The sequence below is a fragment of the Actinoplanes sp. NBRC 101535 genome (genome assembly GCF_030269225.1).
GTDB classification, from domain to species: domain Bacteria; phylum Actinomycetota; class Actinomycetes; order Mycobacteriales; family Micromonosporaceae; genus Actinoplanes; species Actinoplanes rectilineatus.
This window is the reverse complement of record NZ_BSSY01000004.1, coordinates 622,596-640,983: the sequence shown is the minus strand read 5'-3', so window position 1 is coordinate 640,983 and position 18,388 is coordinate 622,596. Positions and strand designations below refer to the sequence as shown.

Below are 18,388 nucleotides of genomic sequence, written 5' to 3'. Positions count from 1 at the left end.
GACTGTGACCGACTGCCAGCCGACCGTCCTAGGTGCTCACTCGCTTGGCCTAGCCTCCTAGGACGACCAGTGCGCTGTGACTGGCATCCTGCGCAGAACGTCACGCCCCACGGGAGGCGGCGACCGATGCCAGTTCCCGTGTTGGATGTGGCGGAAGCTTCGGGGAGTGGGGGGTACGGACATGGTGTGGGACGTCGAGTACAAGCCGACGATCAAGGCCAGCTCGCCGAGGTCGCTCGGGCAGAAGCGGGAAAGCTGGAACCGGCGGAAGCGATCAGAAGCGGATCAGCGGGCGACAGTCAGCGTCGCTCCCAGCGTATTCCGGCCGGTGGTCGGGTTCCATACCCCGGGGTTCGCGAGCTGAACCGCATATGCCGGAGTGGACGCAAGCTTCACCGACGGGTCGGGCAGGATTAGCGACAACCCCCACGCCCCGGTCTGTGACGGCGCCTTGAACGTCACGCTCAGAGTCACCGGCTTGCCCGGCGCCCACGTGCGGACGTCACTCTTCACCGTCGTGACGATGCGACGGTTCCCGCTGGTCAGCACGAGTTGTACGGGCCGGTTGCGGGCCGGCGGAGCGTACCCCTCATTGAGGAGCGTGAGCGACGCGGTGACCGTGCCCGACGGTTTGCTCCTGGTGGGCAGGGTCGCGCGGACCAGGCGGATGCGGTACCCGAGCTTCCGTGCCGCGACGGCTCTCCCGGCGGTGCCCCAGGAGTCGAGGACGTCCTGGTTGAAGGTCGGGTTGAGGTAGGTCCAGTGGTAGGCGGCCATCTCCTTGCTCGCGGTGGCCCAGCCGGATCGGGTCGACACCTGGCACGTCTCGCCGCCTAACAGGGCTGATGCCGGCTGGGCGGCGAGCCAGGTGCGGTCGTCCGGTGCGGTGTAGGTGCCGAAGTCGTCGTCGGAGGCGAGGAAGCAGTCGTTGTGGATGCCGATGCGGGCGTCGTTCGGGAAGATCTTTCGCTTGTACGCCGGAGTCCGCACCTGGATCGGCACCGAGGCGGGTGCGGCTGCCAGGAGGGCGGCGACGACCTGTTTGCGGTCGGACCAGTCGGTGGCGGTGAAGTTCTGCGTGTAGTACCACTCGCCCCACCGTCCGATGAAGCCTGCCTGCAGGGCCGTGATCACGTCCGCGTTGGCGACCAGGATCGGCTTGAGCTGCGCGATGTGCTTGAGGACGCGGCTCAGCGGAGCGTCGGCGTCCGATGCCGAGGTGTAGGCGAAGCGCATCACGAGGGTGACGCCGGCGGTGCGGGCGGCCGCAAGATCGGCGGAGATCAGACCCAGGTCTGACGCGGTGATGGTGTCCCGCCCGGAATACTCATCCAGGTAGAAGTTCCGGAAAACGAGGCTGTGACTCTCCTTCACCCGGGCGTCGGAGAGCTCGGCCGCTGACAGTGGTTCGTGCTGGGAGAGGTATGTCTCGGTGTATGTGAAGAAGCCCCGCCCCGGGTTGGCGAAGATCGCGTCGGACGCGGCATAGACCTTCGTGACCTTGGTGGGTGCTGTGACCGCGGCTGTGGCCGTGCCCGGCATGAGCAGGGCGAGGGCGGTGGCTGCGGCGACGGCTTTGGCGGGGTACGGGACCACATGCCGATTATCGGCACGGGGACCGGCCGTCTGAGACGACCGGCCCCGTGCGTCGACAACCGAGAAACGATCATCGAAAGCTGATCACCGAGGACTGATCAACGAAGTTGGTCAGCCAAGGCGGGTCACCCAAAATTTGATCATTGAATAGTGACGAGTTCCTTCTCCGCGGGCTGCGGGGGAGCGGCCGGCGCCGGGCCGGACGAGCGGGTGAACATCGTGTAGAGGACCGGGATCAGCACGAGGGTGAGGACCGTCGAGCTGAGCAGTCCGCCGATCACGACGACCGCGAGCGGCTGGGAGATGAACCCGCCCGCTCCGGTGATGCCGAGCGCCATCGGCAGCAGGGCGAAGATGGTGGCCAGTGCGGTCATCAGGATGGGTCGGAGCCGGCGCAGGCCGCCTTCGACGACGGCTTCGGTGACGGTCATGCCGCGGTCGCGGTACTGGTTGATCAGGTCGACGAGCACGATGGCGTTGGTGACCACGATGCCGATCAGCATGAGGATGCCGATCAGGGCGGCGACGCCCATCGGGGTGCCGGTGACCAGGAGCAGGAAGACCGCTCCGACGAAGGCGAACGGGATCGACACCAGCAGGATCAGGGTCTGCCGGATGCTGCGGAACACCGCGACGAGGATCAGGAAGACCAGGGCGATCGCCACCGCGATGGCGAGGAAGAGCTGGGAGAACGCTTCGTCCTGCTGCGAGGCGACGCCGCCCATCTCCCACGAGGCGCCGGCCGGGAGGGTGACGCCGTCGAGGGCGGCCTGCACGGCGGTGCTGGCTGCTCCGGTGTCGTCGCCGACCGGGGTGGCGGTGACGGTGTTGGTGCGGTCGCCGTCGCTGCGGGTGCGCTGGACCGGGCCGTCCGTCTCGGTGACGGTGGCGACCTCGCTGAGTTCGACCGGGCCGGCGGCGGTGGTGATGGTGGTCGCCTTGAGGTCGGCGACACTGTCCGGGGCGGTGGCGCCGGTGGTGACGACGACGTCGTGCTGGGTGCCGTCGAGGGTGACGCGGGTGGCGGTGGCGCCCTGGACGGCCTGGCGGAGGGCGCCGACGATCTGCTGGTCGGTGAGGCCGTACCGGGCGGCGGCCTCGCCCTTGGTGACGATGCTGATCTGCGGGGCGCTCTCGGACAGGTCGCTGGTGACGTCGGTGACCTCGGTGACGCCGGCCAGGGCGGTGGTGATCTGGGTGGTGGCGGCGGTCAGGGCGGCGTCGTCGTCGGCGCTGACCGAGACCTCGATGCCGCTGCTGGAGAAGCCGCCGCCGCTGCCGAAGGCGAGTTCCCCGGCGCCGGTGAGCGTGTCGAGGCGGGTGCGCAGGTCGTCCTGCACGGTGGTGGCGTCGGCGTCCTCGGCCAGGTTGATCGTGTAGTTGACGGTGTTGCCGCCGCCTCCGCCGCCGAGGAAGTTGCCGGACGAGCCGATAACCACCTGGTAGGAGTCGACCCCGTCGAGGGCGGCCACCTCCTTCTCGACCTTCTGGGCGGCCGTGTCGGTGGTGGTCAGGTCGGTGCCGGCCGGCAGGGTCTGGGTGACGCTGAGGCTGGTCTGGGCGCCTTCGTCGATGAAGCTGGTCTTGAGTCCGGTGGCCATCGCGACGGTGGCGACGAGCAGCAGGGCGGCGGCGCCGAGGACGGTCTTGCGGCGGCGGACCGCGAAGGCGATCACCGGGAGGTAGAGCCGTTGCAGCAGGCCCTGGCGTTCCTCGGCTTCGACCCGTTCCCGGTAGACGTCGGCCGGGACCCCGGCGGCGTCCTGAGGGGTCTTGAGGAACCAGTAGGCGAGGACCGGGATCACGGTCAGCGAGACGAGCAGCGAGGCGAGCATCGCGGCGGTGACGGTGATCGAGAAGCTGCCGAACAGTTCGCCGACCATGCCGCTGACGAAGGCGATCGGCAGGAACACCGCGACGGTGGTCAGGGTGGAGGAGATGACCGCGGAGGACACCTCCCGGACGGCCGTGGTGATCGCGGTACGGCGCTCTTCGCCGTACCCGAGATGGCGTTTGATGTTCTCCAGGACGACGATGGAGTCGTCAACGACCCGGCCGACCGCGATGGTGAGGCCGCCCAGGGTGAGGATGTTCAGGGAGTAGTCCTGGATCCACAGGACGATCAGCGCGATGAGCAGTGACAGCGGGATCGAGACCGCGGTGACCAGGGTGGAGCGGGCGGACCGCAGGAACAGGACGATCACCGCGACGGCCATCAGCAGGCCGAGGGCGCCTTCTTCGAGCAGGCCGTTGACGGATTCCCGCACGGACGGCCCGTTGTCCGCGACGACGGTCAGGGTCGCGCCGGCGCCGAGGGCGGTCTCCAGGTCGGGGAGTTGGTCGCGGACGGCGTCGGAGATCGTCGAGGAGCTGCCGCCGTGGTCCATGGTGAGGGAGACGCCGAGGCTGGGTTTGCCGTCGGTGCGGGTGATCGAGGTGGCCGGTGCGTCGGTGAGGGTGACGTCGGCGAGGTCGCCGAGCTGGGCGGGTTTGCCGCTGCCGGTGCTGACCCACAGGTCCTTGACCTGGTCGAGGGAGGTGACCGAGGTGCCGACGGCGAGGCTGAGGTCCTTGCCGTTGTTGGTGATCGCCCCGGCGGAGGAGGTGCCGCCGAGGTTGCCGAGGGCGGCGACGATCGCCTGGGTGGTGGCCGGGGATTCCGGGGTGACGCTGACGATCTTGTCGCGGGTGCCGGAGACGGACACGTCGTTGACGCCGTCGACGCCGCGCAGCGCGGGCACGACCTTGTCGTTGAGGGCGGTGGCGAGCGCGGGAAGGGAGCCGTCGGAGGTGGCGGCCAGCACCATGGTGGGCATGTCGCCGGTGCTGCCGGTGAGCACCTGGGGTTCGGCGTCCTGCGGCAGGCGGGCGCTGAGTTTGGACACGGCCTGTTCGACCTCGCCGGCGGCGTCGTCGATGTCGGTGTCGTAGTCGAACATGAGCAGGACGGTGGCGCTGCCCTGGGCGGAGGTGGAGGTCATGCTCTCCACGCCGGACAGGTTCGCCACGGCGTCCTCGATCGGCATGGTGACCTGCTGTTCGACGACCTCGGGGCCGGCGCCGGGATAGCTGGTGACCACGGTGACGGCCGGGAACGACAGGTCGGGCAGCAGTTGCTGCTTCAGCGAGGTCGCGGCGTACCAGCCGAGCCCGGCGATCAGGACGGCGATGAGGGCCACGAGTTTGCGGTTGGCGATACTGATCCTTGACAGCACGCCAGAAGTGTCGGCCGCCCGGTGGGGGTGGCGCGTCGTCCAGCGGCGGTCCGCGGGGCTACTACGGATGGGGTAGTCAGCCGCGGTGGCTACTCCCGCCGCGGACCAGGCCGCTCTGGTAGGCGACCACGACGAGTTGGGCGCGGTCGCGGACGCCGAGTTTGCCCATCGCCCGGTTGATGTGGGTCTTGGCGGTCAGCGGGGAGAGGAACAGTTTCTCGCCGATCTCCTCGTTGGTGTACCCGTGGGCGACCAGGATCAGCACTTCGCGTTCCCGGTGGGTGAGGTCGTCGAGGGGCACGGCGGTGACGGCCGGGCCGGGTCCGGGCTGGCTGTGCAGGTGGTCGAGCAGGCCGCGGGTGGCCCGGGGTGAGAGCAGGGCGTCGCCGGCGGCCACCACTCGCACGGCGTGGATGAGTTCGTCGGCGCCGACGCCCTTGCCGAGGAAGCCGCTGGCGCCGGCGCGGACGGCGAGCATCACGTTGTCGTCGTTCTCGAACGTGGTGAGGACCAGGATGCGGACTCCGGCGAGGTCGTCGTCGGCGGCGATCCGGCGGGTGGCCTCGATGCCGTCCATGGCGGGCATCCGGATGTCCATCAGGATGACGTCGGCGCGCAGGGTGCGGGCCATCTCGACGGCTTCGCGCCCGTCGATGGCCTCGCCGACGATCTCGATGTCCGGTTCGGAGTCGAGGATGAGCCGGTATCCGGCCCGGATGAGGGCCTGGTCGTCGGCGAGCAGTACACGGATCACGGGCTGTCCTCGGCTGGTAGTTCGGCGGTCACGGTGAAGTTGTCCGCGTCGTGGCGGGTGTCGAGGCGCCCGCCGGCGGCGGCCGCTCGTTCCCGCATGCCCACGATGCCGTATCCGGATCCGGTTCTGCCGCCGGTTGCGACAGTGTTGGTCACGTCGATGCCGAGCCGGTGGGAACCCCAGGTCAGGGTGAGGGTGGCGGTGCCGGTGCCGTACTTGTGGGCGTTGGTGAGGGCTTCCTGGACGATCCGGAAGGCGGCCAGGTCGGCGAGGGCGGGCAGTGGGCGTTCCTCGCCGGTGGTGTGCAGGGTGACGTCGAGTCCGGCCATGGTCAGCAGTTCGGGCAGGCGGGCCAGTCCGGGGGTGGGTTCGGTGCTGGTGTCCGGGTCGTCGGACTGGCGCAGTACGCCGACGATCGAGCCGAGTTCCTTGAGGACCGCGTCGCCGGCCAGCCGGATGTGGTCGAGGGCCGGCCGGACGTGTTCGGGGCGGCGGTCCAGCAGGTGGCTGGCGGCGGCCGCCTGCACGTTGATCACCGCGATGTGGTGGGCGACGACGTCGTGCAGTTCGCGGGCGATGCGCAGCCGTTCCTGGATGACGCGGCGCTGGGCTTCTTCTTCGCGGGTCTGTTCGGCGCGGCGGGCGCGTTCCTCGACCGCGGCCAGGTAGGCGCGGCGGCTGCGGGTGGCGTCGCCGAATGCCGTGGCCATGCCCATCCAGAGCAGCAGCGGGAGGGATTCGGGCGCCCACAGGTGGGTGTGGATCGCCACGTTGCCGACGTAGATGGTGATGCCGCAGCCCAGGGCCAGTTGCAGGGTGGTCCGCCGGTCGGTGCCGGCGGCGACGGTGTAGGCGACGATCGCCGCCGCCATCACCAGCAGCGGATGCCCGTGGCCGGTGATGGTGTGGTACCAGACGAGGGTGGCGGTGACCCCGATCAGCAGGGCGCGGGGCCAGCGGCGGCGCCCGGCGACGGCGAGGAACGCCAGGACTCCGGCGCCGTAGTCGATCGCGGTCAGGGCCGGTGCGGCGAATCTGTTGGCGTTCTCGACGTACCCGGCGGCGGTGAGCCCGGTCAGGACGGCCGCCAGGATGGTGTCGACCACGGTGGGATATCGGGTGAGCAGCGCCCGGAAACGGCGATAAAGAATGACCATGGCGTGATCCACGGTAGTGCCGGGTGCGTGGGTGGGGAGTCGTCCGTTCGCGGTAGGGCGGACTACGACGGCAGGAGTACCGTTGACGCGTACATCTGGAGTTCATTCGGCGTTTTGATCTGATTCACAGGAAGCGCCGAGCTTGCATCGATCTGGACCCCTTCTGATGGGGACCCATGATGCGACTGCCTTTCCTGCGCCGCCGTGATGAACCGCCAGAGCCCGCCGCGACGCCTGCGGTCCCGGAGCATCTCAGTGACGACCAGGCGGGGCATGCCCTGCGGGCGCCGAGCAAGCTGCACTCCTTCAACCGGTACGAGATCAAGTATCTGCTTCCGAGTGACCAGGTCACGGTGTTGCGTGAGCACCTGGTGCGCCGCCTCGACTTCGACAGTCACGGCGCGAACGGCGGGTACGGCGTGTGGAGCACCTACTACGACACGCGTGACCTGCGGTTCTACTGGGAGAAGATCGAGGGGCTGAAGTTCCGGCGCAAGCTGCGGGTGCGTCACTACGGCGACCGGTTCAACGTCGGCGACGACACCACCGTGCACATCGAGATCAAGCAGCGGGTCAACCGGGTCACCCAGAAACGGCGGGTCGCCCTGCCGTATCACCTGGCCCGCCAGTTGTGCGACGGGCGGCAGATGGTGGAACACGACCGGTCGCAGCGGGTGTTCCTCGAGGAGGTCCTCGAGCTGATCCACACGCTTGATCTGCGGCCGGTGGCGATGACCGGCTATCAGCGGGAGGCGTTCGTCGGCCGGGCCGAGGACGTCGGGCTGCGGGTCACCATGGACCACCGCATCCGCGGCCGGGACCGGGACTTCGACTTCGCCGCGGACGCCGACAACCGGCTGATCGTGCCCGCCCGGATGTCGGTCATCGAGTTCAAGGCCAATGAGCGGGTTCCGTACTGGCTCACCGACCTGGCGGCCGAACTGAACATGTCGGTCGTCCGGGTCTCCAAGTACTGCCAGAGCGTCGAGGCGTTCGGTCGCGTCCCGCGTTCGATCTTCCACATTCCCGATCACGAAATCAGTGAGGCCTGAGGCATGCCCTTCGAAGTCCAAGACCTGTCCGGCACGTTCAGCGTCGGCGACATCGCCATCGCGTTGTCGTTGTCCTTCCTGCTCAGCGCGTTCATCGCCTGGGTGTACCGGTTCACGCACCGCAACGTGTCCTACAGTCAGTCGTACGTGCAGACGCTGGTCATCCTCGGCATGCTGATCGCCCTGATCATGTTGGTCGTCGGTTCCAACATCGCCCGGGCGTTCGCCCTGGTCGGCGCGCTGAGCGTGGTCCGCTTCCGGAACGCGATCAAGGAGACCCGTGACGTCGGGTTCATCTTCCTGGTGATGGGCGTCGGCATGGCCGCCGGTACCCGCTTCTACACCCTGGCGATCGTGGCCGCCGTGTCGATCAGCCTGATCATCCTGGTGATGTACCGGTTCAACTGGTTCGCCGCGAACGTCCAGCGTCAGGTCGTGAAGGTGCAGGTCCCGCCGGACGGCAACTACACGCAGAACATCCAGGACGTGCTGATCGCGCACACCAGCGAGTTCGAGCTGGTCAGCATCGAGAGCATCCGGGGTGGGGCGCTGACCGAGCTGATGTACACGGTCCGGTTGAAGAAGGGCACCGAACCCGGTCAGCTGATCGCCGCGCTCGGCGAGCGTACCGGCGGCCAGCGGGTGACGGTCCTGACCGGGTACGACCAGACGGACCTGTAGATGCTGCCCCGCTCGATCGCGCACCGCATCCCGGTCCGGGTGCGGCACTACTGGAAGTTGCTCGCCACCTGCGCCGCCACGCTGCTGGCGTTCGCGGTGGTGTTCAGCACGGTCCGTGTCGCCCCGCTGGTGACCAGCACCAGTGACGAGAACGGCGACGAGGTGACCGTCGACATCGCCGGCACCACCGACCTGTTCGACGCCACGCAGGCGCACACCATTCAGTTGACGTTCCGTGACGAGAACTATCAGGAGATCCTGGACGCGTTCTTCGACGACAACGAGAAGGAGTACCTGGAGGCGGATCTGACGGTCGACGGGACGACGATCCCGAGCGTGGGGATCCGGCTCAAGGGCAACTCGACGTTGCAGAGCCTGAGCCGCAACGGCGAGACCCGTCAGGGCGGCAACCGCGGTGGTGGCGGCGGCCCGGGCGGTGGCGGCTTCCCCGGCGGCGGTCAGGGCCGGCCGGGCGGGCAGCAGGCCCCGCAGGCCCAGGCCAGCGGTGCCCCGTCGACGCAGGCCAGTGGTGCCCCGTCCGCCGAGGCCAGTGGTGCCCCGTCGACACAGGCCAGTGGTGCCCCCTCGGCTCAGGCCGGCGGTGCTCCGGCACAGGGTGGTGCTGAGCAGCAGGGTGGTCAGCAGGGCGGCCGGATGGGTGGCGGCATGGGCGGTTCCAGCCTCAAGGCCGAGGAACCCGAGGACCTGCCCTGGCTGATCCGTTTCGACGAGTTCGTCGAGGGCCGCCGCTACCAGGGGCACCGGGAGATCTCGGTGCGGGTCGGCGGCAACATGGGCGGCGGCGCGAACGTCCTCAACGAGGCGGTCACGCTCAACGTCCTGGCCGCCGCCGGCCAGGTGGCCCAGCGGTACGCGTACACCAGTTTCACGGTGAACGACCGTCCCGCCGCCGCCCGCCTCATCGTCGAGCACCCCGACGAGAACTTCGCCGACACGATCGGCACGAACGGTGTGCTCTACAAGAGCATGGCGAGCAGCCAGTTCACCGATCAGGGCGACGACCAGACGGAGTACGCCGACGACTTCAAACAGATCAACAAGAAGGGCAGTCAGGATCTTCAGCCGGTCATCGAACTGATCCGGTGGGTGAACAGCGCCTCCGACGCCGAGTTCGACGCGGGCCTGGCCGATCACGTCGACGTCGAGTCGTTCGCGCGGTACGTCGCCACCCAGAACCTGCTGGTCAACTTCGACGACATGGCCGGCCCGGGCCGCAACTACTACCTCTGGTACGACCTGACCACCAAGAAGTTCTCGGTGGTCGGCTGGGACTACAACCTGACCCTGTCCGGCAGCGCCACCCAGGACCCGAAGGAATCGGTCAGCATGGGCGGCGGTATGCGGGGCGGCCAGCAGGGTCAGCAGGGTGGTGGCTTCCAGCTGCCGGAGGGCATGGAACTCCCCGAGGGCATGGAACTCCCCGAGGGTTTCGAGATGCCCGAAGGCGGCCAGATGCCCGGCGGCGGCGCGGGTCCCGGCGGCGGTGGCGGCGGCTTCGGCAGCGGCCACAAGCTGAAGGAGCGTTTCCTGGCCAGTGCGGCGTTCGCCGACGTCTACCAGAAGGCGTACCAGGAGCTGTACAGCAAGATCTACGGCAACGCGTCCGCGCTGAACATCCTGAACGCCATCACCGAGGTGGTCGCCACGGTCGACGGCGCCGACAAGGACGCCCTGGCCACCGAGGCCGAAACGCTGCGCACCTTCCTGCGTGAACGCACCCAGTTCCTCGCCACCAACGAGTTCATCACCGGCTGAGCGCAGGCAGCGGCCGGCTCCGGAGTCCGGGGCCGGCCGTCCCGCTCAGCGCGGTGGGCGCAGGCCGAGCAGGCGGTCGAACAGGCGCAGGCGGAAGACGACGGTCAGTGTCGCGTACCAGAGGACCAGCGCCGGCAGCACGATCGTGAAGACCGGCCGGGACGGGCCGACCAGGCCGAAATAGTCCCAGAGCGCCGGCACGCACACCACCGCGCAGAACGTCACCGTCAAGGCCAGGACCAGGATCGACGGCCGGCGGTCACCGGTCGGTTTCGTCCACGCGGCGAAGAAACGGGACCGCGGGGCCAAAAACAGGATCAGCATGAACGACGCGAAGCAGAAGAACGTCGACAGGCCGGTCTGGGCCAGGATCGTCGCCGACGCCGTGGTGAAGTCGGCGTCCACCCCGTACTGCAGGCCGGTGTACTGCTCGAAGTCGTCGATCACCTCCGCCGGAGTGCGCCGGCCCGACGTCAGGCCGCGGACCAGCATCTCGTACAGCGCGGTGTAGATCGCCGTGCCGAACGTGGCCGTCACCACCGCGGCGGGCACCACGAACCGCACCAGGTTGCGCAGCAGGTGCGGGTCCGGGCGGGTCGGCTGCGCCCAGAACGTCAGGAACACCGTCGGCAGCCCGACCGTGAACATGGTCAGGCCCACCTGCGTCGGCGAGTACGGGAAGTTCAGCCCGAGCATCGTCACCGCCAGGATGACCAGGCCCTGGCTCGCCACCCGGGCCAGGAAGACGTACAGCGAGATCGCGATCCCGTTGATGATCCGCCGGCCTTCGTGCTGGGCCGGGGGCAGTGCGGCGAAACTGTCGTCGACGAGCACGATGTCGGCCACGTCGCGGGTGACCGCGCTGCCCGAGCGCATCGCCACCCCGACCTGCGCCTGTTTGAGCGCGCGGGCGTCGTTCACCCCGTCGCCGATCATCGCCACGTAGTGGCCCTGCCGGCGTAGCGAGGCGACGATGCGTTCCTTGTGTTCCGGCGCGACCCGGCCGAACACCGCGGTGCGGGCGACCAGCCGGTCGAGCGCCGGATCGTCCAGGTCGTCCAGGTCGGCCCCCGGGACCGCCGTGGCCGCGTCCAGCCCGGCCCGGACGGCGATCGCGGCCACCGTCCGCGGGTCGTCGCCGGACAGGACTTTGACGCGTACCCCCTCGTCGCGCAGGCGCACGACGGTCCGGACCACCTCGTCGCGCAGCTCGTCGGCGAGCGCGACCAGGCCGACCGGTTCGAGCATCGGCAGGTCCGGCCGCCCGGACGGATCCCGCAGGCGCGCGTCGCGGCCCGGCGTGTGCGCGAGCAGCAGCACCCGCAGTCCCTGACCGGTCCGTTCGCTGATCTCCGCGGCCGGCGGGTCCCGCAGCAGGCGCGGGCCGAGCACGTCGGGTGCCCCCAGCACCCACACACCCTGCTCGGTCGCCAGCCCGGACCAGCGCAGCGACGACGAGAACGGCACCTCGTCGTGCACCTCCCACGGCTCGCCGGGCAGGGCCGCGGCCAGCGCCAGCGCGGTCAGGTTCGGCGTGGACACGTGGTGGGCGACACTGCCGAGCGCCGCCGCCACCTCGGCGTATTCATACGCGCCGAGCGGGACGATCGCGTCGACGGTCAGCCGGCCGGTGGTCAGCGTGCCGGTCTTGTCGGTGCACACCACGTCCACGTTGCTGACCGATTCGACGGCGTTGACCTGCTGCACGAGCGCGCCGTGCCGGGCGATCCGGACCGCCCCCGCGGTGTAGGCGAGCGCGATCAGGAAGAACAGCCCGTAGGGCACCAGACCGGACAGCACCGCGGTGATCTGCACGACCCGCAGCAGGGTGAACCCCTCCAGGAACGCCTGCCCGAGGATGGCACTGCTCATCAGCACCGTCAGCGCCATCACCAGCCGCACGATGAAATCGATGCTGCGCTGCAGCGGCGTGCGGTCGGTGCTGTCGCGGCGGGCCTCCGCGGTCAGCCGGCCCGCGTAGCTGCGCGCCCCGACGTCGCGGGCCAGCTGGTGTCCGTCGCCGGCCACGCACACGCTGCCCGAGCGCAGGTCGTCGCCGGGATGTTTGACCACCGGGTCGCTCTCCCCGGTCAGCAACGACTCGTCGGCCTCCAGCCGGCCGCCGTCCAGCAGCGGGCCGTCCACCACGATCTGGTCGCCGGGCCGGACCCGCAGCACGTCGCCGCGCACCACCAGCGCCGGCGCGACCTCGGCCTCCCGGCCGTCCCGGACCACCAGCACGTTCGTCTTCTCCAGCAGCTGCAGCCGGTCCAGTTTGCGTTTGGCCCGGATCTCCTGCGCCGCGCTGATCACCGCGTTGATCAGGCCCAGTCCGACACTGATCAGCGCGTCGCTGTAGCGCCCGAGGATCAGCAGCGCCGCCCCGATCGCGAACAGGATCAGGTTGAAGAACGAGAAGACGTTGGTCCGCAGGATCTCCGCGTAGCTGCGCGACCCGCCCTGCACGGCGGTGTTGGCCTCCCCGCGCCGCCGGCGGGCGTCGGCCTCAGCCCCGGTCAAACCGTCGGCCGGAGCGAGCATCAGGCATTCCGTTCCGTAGAACCCGTCAAGACCTCCATTTCACACGGCCCGGGCGTCCGGTTACGCGTTTTTCTGGTACGCGTGACCGGGAGTCCCGGGGCTACCACCGCGAGGCGCTGCCCGCGCACGGCCGCAGCGCGGGCGCCGGGGCATGCGCGCGCGGGGAGATGCCTACCGGCTGGCCGCCCACCGGTCGCCCGGCATTAACGGGGCGTCCGCCCGGTCCCTTTATCGTCGGGTCTCGATCGCGCCCGGCCCGCCTCCTCCCGCGAAGAAGAGCGACCATGTCTGCAGAACCGGACGTCAGCGTCATCATCCCGACCCGTGACCGCCCGCACCTCGCCCTGCGTGCCGTGCGCAGCGTGCTGGCGCAGACCCACGCCGCGCTGGAGTGCATCGTGGTGGTCGACGGCCCCGACGCGGCGACCGTCGCCGCCCTCGCCGCGGTCGGGGACCCGCGGCTGCGGGTGGTCGAGCTGCCGCAGCGGGGCAAGGCGCCGCACGCCCGTAACGTCGGCGCCCACGAGGCGCGGGCCCGGTGGACCGCGCTGCTCGACGACGACGACGAGTGGCTGCCCACGAAGATCGCCGCCCAGCTGGAGTTGGCGCTGGCCTCGTCGAAGCCGTCGCCGGTGGTGGCCTGCCGGCTGATCAACCGGACGCCGCGGGCCGACTCGGTGATGCCCCGCCGGCTGCCGTCGCCGGGGGAGCCGCTGAGCGAATACCTGACCGTGCGCCGCGGACTGTTCTACGGCGACGGCTTCATCCAGACGTCGGCGATCCTGGCGCCGACCGAACTGCTGCGCCGGGTGCCGTTCACCGTCGGGCTGCGCCGCCAGCAGGAACTCGACTGGACCCTGCGGGCCGTGCGGGAGGACGACGTCGAGTTGATCTACGCCCCGGAGCCTCTCGTGCTCTGGCACCAGGACGAGAACCGGCACCGGATCAGCCTGGAGATGCCGTACGAGCAGCAGCTCACCTGGCTGCGCAACAGCCGGGAACTGTTCACGCCCCGCGCGTACGCGGCCTTCACCCTCAGCGTGATCAGCTCGATGGCCGCGCCGACCCGCCGGGGCCGGCACTTCCGGGAACTGCTCGCCGAGGCCCGGACGCACGGCCGTCCGGGGCTGCTCGACTACCTGACCCACGTGCAGATCTGGGCGCTGCCCGCCGGGGTCCGCAAACGCCTGCGCGACCTGATCGTCGGCCGTCGCGCCGCGCCCGCGCCGTCCGGTCCCGTCCCGTCTCCGGGGGCCGTCCCCTCAGCCCCCGGCTCGCCGGTTCCGCGCCCGCCCACCCCCGCCGCCGTGCCACGCGATGCCGGCTGAGCGCCGCGTCGCGATCTGGCGCAGCGCGATGCTGCCCGGATCGGAGACGTTCGTCCGCGCCCAGGGCGACGCGCTGCGCCGCTGGCAGCCGGTCTACGTCGGCGCCACCCGGATCGACTCCGCCCTGTCGCGCCCGGACGACGTGATCACCTTCCCGGACGGCGGCGCCGACCTCCTGCGGCTGCGCCTGACCGGCACGTCACCGCGGCTGCGCGACACCCTCACCGGGCTGCGGCCCGGCCTGGTGCACGCCCACTTCGGCGGCGACGGCTGGCTGGTCAGCGCCGCCGCCCGGCAGGCCGGCATTCCGCTGGTCGTGACGGTCCACGGCCACGACGTGACCCGCCAGCCGTCGGCGCCCGGACTGCACGGCATCCGGTACCGCCGCAACCTGCGGACCGTCTTCCAGCGCGCGGCCCTGGTCCTCGCCGTCTCCGGCGTGATCCGCGACCGGGCCCTGGCCTGCGGCGTCGGCCCGGACACCGTCCGCGTGCACCACACCGGCGTGCCCGTCCCGGCCGTCCCGCCGGTCCTGCCGAAACGCTGGGACGTCGTCTTCGTCGGCCGTCTCGTCGCCAAGAAGGGCGTCGACGACCTGCTCACCGCCCTGGCCGGCCTGCACACCCCGCGCCCGCGCACGGTCGTGATCGGCGACGGCCCGCTGCTCGCCGAGATGCGCGCCCGCGCCGAGACCCTGCGCCTGGACGTCACGTTCGTCGGCGCCCAGCCACCCGACGTGGTCCAGCGGTACCTGGCCGAGTCGCGGATGCTGGCCGCCCCGTCGAAGACCGCCCCCGACGGCGACACCGAGGGCCTGCCGACCACGATCCTGGAGGCCGGCGCGCTGGCCCTGCCGGTGGTGGCGACCCACCACAGCGGCATCCCCGAAGCGGTCGTCGACGGCGACACCGGCCTGCTCGGACCGGAGTCCGACCCGGTGGCCCTGGCCGCGAGCATCGCCCGCCTGCTGGGCGACGCGGACCTGCGCCGCCGGATGGGCACCCGGGCGCACGCCCACGTGGCCGCCCACTTCGACCTGCACACCCAGACCGGACGTCTCGAGCAGCTCTACGACGAGCTGGCGGGGGCCTCCGCGCCCGTTCCCACCTGACCCATCCCGCCGGTTCTCGACCTGTCCCACTCCAGCCCACCTTGATTTCGTCAGCAGTGTGGGGAGGCCGCGAGTGACGGAACGGTGCTGCCGCGCGAAGAGACCGGAAGTGCCGCTCGGCAAGCGCGATGTCAGTCGGTACAAGCCCCGGTCAGACTCTTGATCAACTCGTGCCGAGTGGTATCGGGACCGGCCCAGCCGTCGTTTGCGGTTGTCCTGCAGAGATCGGCAGCCGAGCAGGTCGTAGTTGATCGATCGCCCGCCGCGTATCTGCTGTTTCCGGCGCCCGAAACCTCGGAAACACGGCGGGCGATTGATCAACACCGCGCCGTGGGCGACAAGTCAGCATGGGGGCTGCCCCGTAGAGCGGCCAGCCGTCGTTCATGGCTGGCGCGCGGAAGCCGAGCCGTGGCCGGCCGTCACCCACAGCTCTCCCTGCGACGCCGGCCGACCGTCGACGACGGCTCGGAACCCGCCGGCCGTCGCCAGCGGTCGTTTTCGGCTGGTGAACGGACCGCAGTCGACGGCAGAGCCGGTCGGGCCGTTGTCCACGGTCGTTGTCGGCTCATCGATGGACCACGGCTGACGGCTCGGTCGGCTGAGCCGTCGTCCACGGTTCGTTTCGGCTGGTGAGGAGCCGTGGAGGACGGCTGAGTGTTCCGAGCCGTTGTCCACGGCTGGGTTGCGGCCTCGAAGGGGACCACGGGCGACGGCTGGGTTGCTCGGGCCGTGGTCCACGGTTCGCGGCGGCTGGTCGAAGAACCGTGCGCGATGGCGGGGTGACTGCAGCCGTGCGCGGCGGCTGGGTGACGGCGGCTGGTGCGAGGGCTGGGCCGGCCACGACGCGGCGGGGTCAGGGCTGGCGGATCCGGCGCAGGGCGGCCCGGGCGAACGACGTGCCGGTGCGCAGGCCGCCCCGTACGGCGGTCGCGGCCCGGCCGGGCACCGTGCCCTTGAGCAGGGCGATGATCCGGTACGCGCGGGCCAGCTCGGCATCGCGGGACGCGGCCTGTCGCTCGTACCAGATGGTCTGGGTGATCGCCTCGCGCAGCTCCCGCGCCAGACGGTCCCGTTCCGCGGTGAGCTCGCGCAGGGCCGCACCGCCGGGGCGGATCCGCCGGCCGGTCATCACCCCGAAGATCTCGGCGATCTCGGCGGGCAGGCCCTCGTCGCGCACCGCGTCGGCGAACCGGCGCAGCGCCTCCGCCGGTTCGCCCGGGGCGGCCAGTGGCTGGTAGCGGCCGTCCGGGGCGACCAGCACCGCGTCGGCGGGCACCCCGGCGGCCGGGCCGTCCCGCCAGCCGGTCACCAGCGACCGCAGGGCGGGCAGGTCGTGGCCGCGCCCGGCGACCATCAGCAGGTCGTGCAGGCATTCGCCGGCCGGCAGTTCCCGCGGCACCGGCAGCAGGTCCTCGGCCAGGTCCTCGTGCACCCAGCCGCGGCCGGGCGCGGGGGAGAGGCGCCGCAGCACCGGCCCGTCGGCGATCAGCGTCTCCGGCAGGCCGGCGACGGCGACGGCGCTGGCGACGGAGCTGGCGGCGGTGCCGCCACCGGTGGTGGCGTTCGACGGCCGCGCGGGCGGGAGCGGGGAGTCGCCGGTCTTGGTGGCGACGACGACCCACCCGGGGGCCATCGCCCCGGCCAGGCCGTGGCGCAGCAGGCGGGCGGCGACCGGCCGCGGATCGGCCAGCAGCGGGCCGGGCGGCGGGGCGGTGCGGCGCAGCGCCGACGACAGGAAACCGGTCAGAGCCGGATCGGCCAGTGCGGCCGTCCCCAGCAGCACGGTCGGGTGGCGGGGGGACGGGAAGACCGCGTACTCCCGCAACGGGTCGAGACCCACCGACCGCAACCGTTCCCGCAGCGCGGCCGCCCCCACCGGCCTGGTCGGATCGTCGCCGGGCGGGCCGGACCACTGCGCGTCGCCGGGGTCCGCCGCCCCGGCCAGCAGGTCGTGGACACCGACCGGGTTGGCCAGCCCGAGCAGCAGCCGCCCGCCGGGGCGCAGCACCGCGAGCAGCTGGGCGAGCCCGTCCGCCCAGCTCGGGCCGGGACTCTCGGTGCTGCCGGTACGCTCCAGCCCGTCCAGTGCCACGACGGTGTCGTAGGCGGGGACCGCCGCCAGCTTCTCCAGGCTTCCGCAGCAGACCTCGAGCCCGGGGCGCCCGGGCAGCGCCTCACCGTCCGGGACGCCGCGCAGCAGCACCGTCACGTGCCGGGCGGTGATCGCCGCGATCAGTTCCGGGCTGTGCGGGCCGACCACCAGGGTGTCGCCGTGTGCGCCCGCGGCCAGGGCCCGCAGCACCGCGCCGCCGGCCGGTTCCGGGTCGGACCAGTGTGGCATCTCGCCGCCGAGCAGCAGGGGGGTCACGACCATCGGAACAGCTCCCGCATCTCGGCGGCCGGCATCAGCCGGTCCGCGCCCAGTTCGGCCACCGCGATCTGCCGCGCCACCCGGTTGTCGACCGACGCCCCGTGCAGTTCCGGCCATTGGCGGCGGATCCGGGACCGCCCGCCGAACAGGTCCTTCTCGTCGCGCAGCTGCATCGGGTCGCCGTAGACGGCAGGCTCGCACCCGGCGAGGATGCCGTAGAGCAGGGCGCTGCACAGCCGGTTGGACGCCACCCGGGCGTGCCGGCGCTGCTCGGCGAGCTGCCGGTCGAGGAACCCCGGGTCCAGGTCCCGCCACCGGCCGCCGCGGTACCCGTGGCAGATCACCCGGAAACCGGCCCGCTGGTAACGGCGGCGCAGCCGCACCGACCGGTACTCCTGCCAGTACAGGCAGACGGTGACCGGGCCGGGTTCGGTGGCGCGGATCTCGGCGATCAGGCGGTCGTGGTCACCGTGAACGTGCTGGCCCTCCCAGCCGTGGAAGGGATACCAGATGGTGCCTTCCCTCGGCTGATCAAGATCGGGCGCCGCCGCGACCAGATAGGCCCACGGCGCGCCGGTCACGTACACCCCACGATGCCCCATCGACCAGGCGCGGCGGCGGGTCGTCTCGCTCCACACGAACGACGGGATGCCGGGCACGTACTCGTGGTCGGGGGCGAGGCCGTCACCGATGTTCCAGCCGTGCTGCAGGTACCCGCGGATCCGCGGCGGGCCGGCGCCGTCGAATCCGGCGTACCGGGCCAGCACATGCGAGTGGCCGTAGTAGTGGTTGGCGTGGTGCACGGC

Annotated in this window: 12 protein-coding genes; 5 read left to right on the top strand and 7 right to left on the bottom strand. The window is 70.9% G+C overall.

Annotated features, from left to right (window positions below; all coding sequences use genetic code 11):
* Window positions 1-285: 285 nt before the first annotated feature.
* From QSK32_RS14785 to QSK32_RS14770, 4 genes are all read right to left on the bottom strand, one after another.
* Window positions 286-1,596 (bottom strand): DUF4832 domain-containing protein, encoded by a 1,311-nt coding sequence (locus tag QSK32_RS14785; protein WP_285472236.1) that lies wholly within the window; start codon window positions 1,594-1,596, stop codon window positions 286-288.
* Between the two features lie 140 nt (window positions 1,597-1,736).
* On the bottom strand, window positions 1,737-4,811 hold the full coding sequence (locus QSK32_RS14780) for an efflux RND transporter permease subunit (protein ID WP_285472235.1): 3,075 nt from the start codon (window positions 4,809-4,811) through the stop codon (window positions 1,737-1,739).
* Between the two features lie 76 nt (window positions 4,812-4,887).
* On the bottom strand, window positions 4,888-5,565 hold the full coding sequence (locus tag QSK32_RS14775; RefSeq protein ID WP_045739551.1) for a response regulator: 678 nt from the start codon (window positions 5,563-5,565) through the stop codon (window positions 4,888-4,890).
* Window positions 5,562-6,722, bottom strand: coding sequence for a sensor histidine kinase (locus QSK32_RS14770; protein WP_045739552.1), 1,161 nt, complete (start codon window positions 6,720-6,722; stop codon window positions 5,562-5,564). Before QSK32_RS14770 ends, QSK32_RS14775 begins: the two co-directional genes overlap by 4 nt.
* A gap of 176 nt (window positions 6,723-6,898) precedes the next feature.
* Here QSK32_RS14770 and QSK32_RS14765 point away from each other — a divergent pair, with 176 nt between their 5' ends.
* Genes QSK32_RS14765 through QSK32_RS14755 form a run of 3 tightly spaced genes read left to right on the top strand, consistent with a single transcriptional unit; the run spans window position 6,899 to window position 10,231 of the window.
* Window positions 6,899-7,774, top strand: a complete 876-nt coding sequence (locus QSK32_RS14765) for a polyphosphate polymerase domain-containing protein (protein ID WP_285472234.1) — start codon at window positions 6,899-6,901, stop codon at window positions 7,772-7,774.
* Between the two features lie 3 nt (window positions 7,775-7,777).
* On the top strand, window positions 7,778-8,455 hold the full coding sequence (locus tag QSK32_RS14760) for a DUF4956 domain-containing protein (protein WP_045739553.1): 678 nt from the start codon (window positions 7,778-7,780) through the stop codon (window positions 8,453-8,455).
* Window positions 8,456-10,231, top strand: a complete 1,776-nt coding sequence (locus QSK32_RS14755; protein ID WP_285472233.1) for a CotH kinase family protein — start codon at window positions 8,456-8,458, stop codon at window positions 10,229-10,231. It begins immediately after the preceding gene.
* A gap of 45 nt (window positions 10,232-10,276) precedes the next feature.
* Here the strand turns inward: QSK32_RS14755 and QSK32_RS14750 are convergent, their stop codons facing one another.
* The gene (locus tag QSK32_RS14750) at window positions 10,277-12,772 is read right to left on the bottom strand and encodes an HAD-IC family P-type ATPase (protein WP_285472232.1); all 2,496 of its coding nucleotides are present in this window, start codon (window positions 12,770-12,772) and stop codon (window positions 10,277-10,279) included.
* A 284-nt stretch (window positions 12,773-13,056) separates the two neighbouring features.
* Between QSK32_RS14750 and QSK32_RS14745 the strand changes: the two genes are divergently transcribed.
* Window positions 13,057-14,100: a glycosyltransferase family 2 protein gene (locus QSK32_RS14745; protein ID WP_285472231.1), complete on the top strand. Its 1,044-nt coding sequence runs from the start codon at window positions 13,057-13,059 to the stop codon at window positions 14,098-14,100.
* Complete coding sequence (locus QSK32_RS14740) at window positions 14,090-15,211, top strand: glycosyltransferase (RefSeq protein WP_285472230.1); 1,122 nt, start codon at window positions 14,090-14,092, stop codon at window positions 15,209-15,211. The genes QSK32_RS14745 and QSK32_RS14740 overlap by 11 nt, the downstream gene beginning before the upstream one ends.
* Before the next feature lie 853 nt (window positions 15,212-16,064).
* Here the strand turns inward: QSK32_RS14740 and QSK32_RS14735 are convergent.
* Window positions 16,065-17,585: a class I SAM-dependent methyltransferase gene (locus QSK32_RS14735; protein WP_285472229.1), complete on the bottom strand. Its 1,521-nt coding sequence runs from the start codon at window positions 17,583-17,585 to the stop codon at window positions 16,065-16,067.
* Window positions 17,576-18,385, bottom strand: a complete 810-nt coding sequence (locus QSK32_RS14730; RefSeq protein ID WP_285472228.1) for a hypothetical protein — start codon at window positions 18,383-18,385, stop codon at window positions 17,576-17,578. The genes QSK32_RS14735 and QSK32_RS14730 overlap by 10 nt, the downstream gene beginning before the upstream one ends.
* Between the last annotated feature and the right edge of the window lie 3 nt (window positions 18,386-18,388).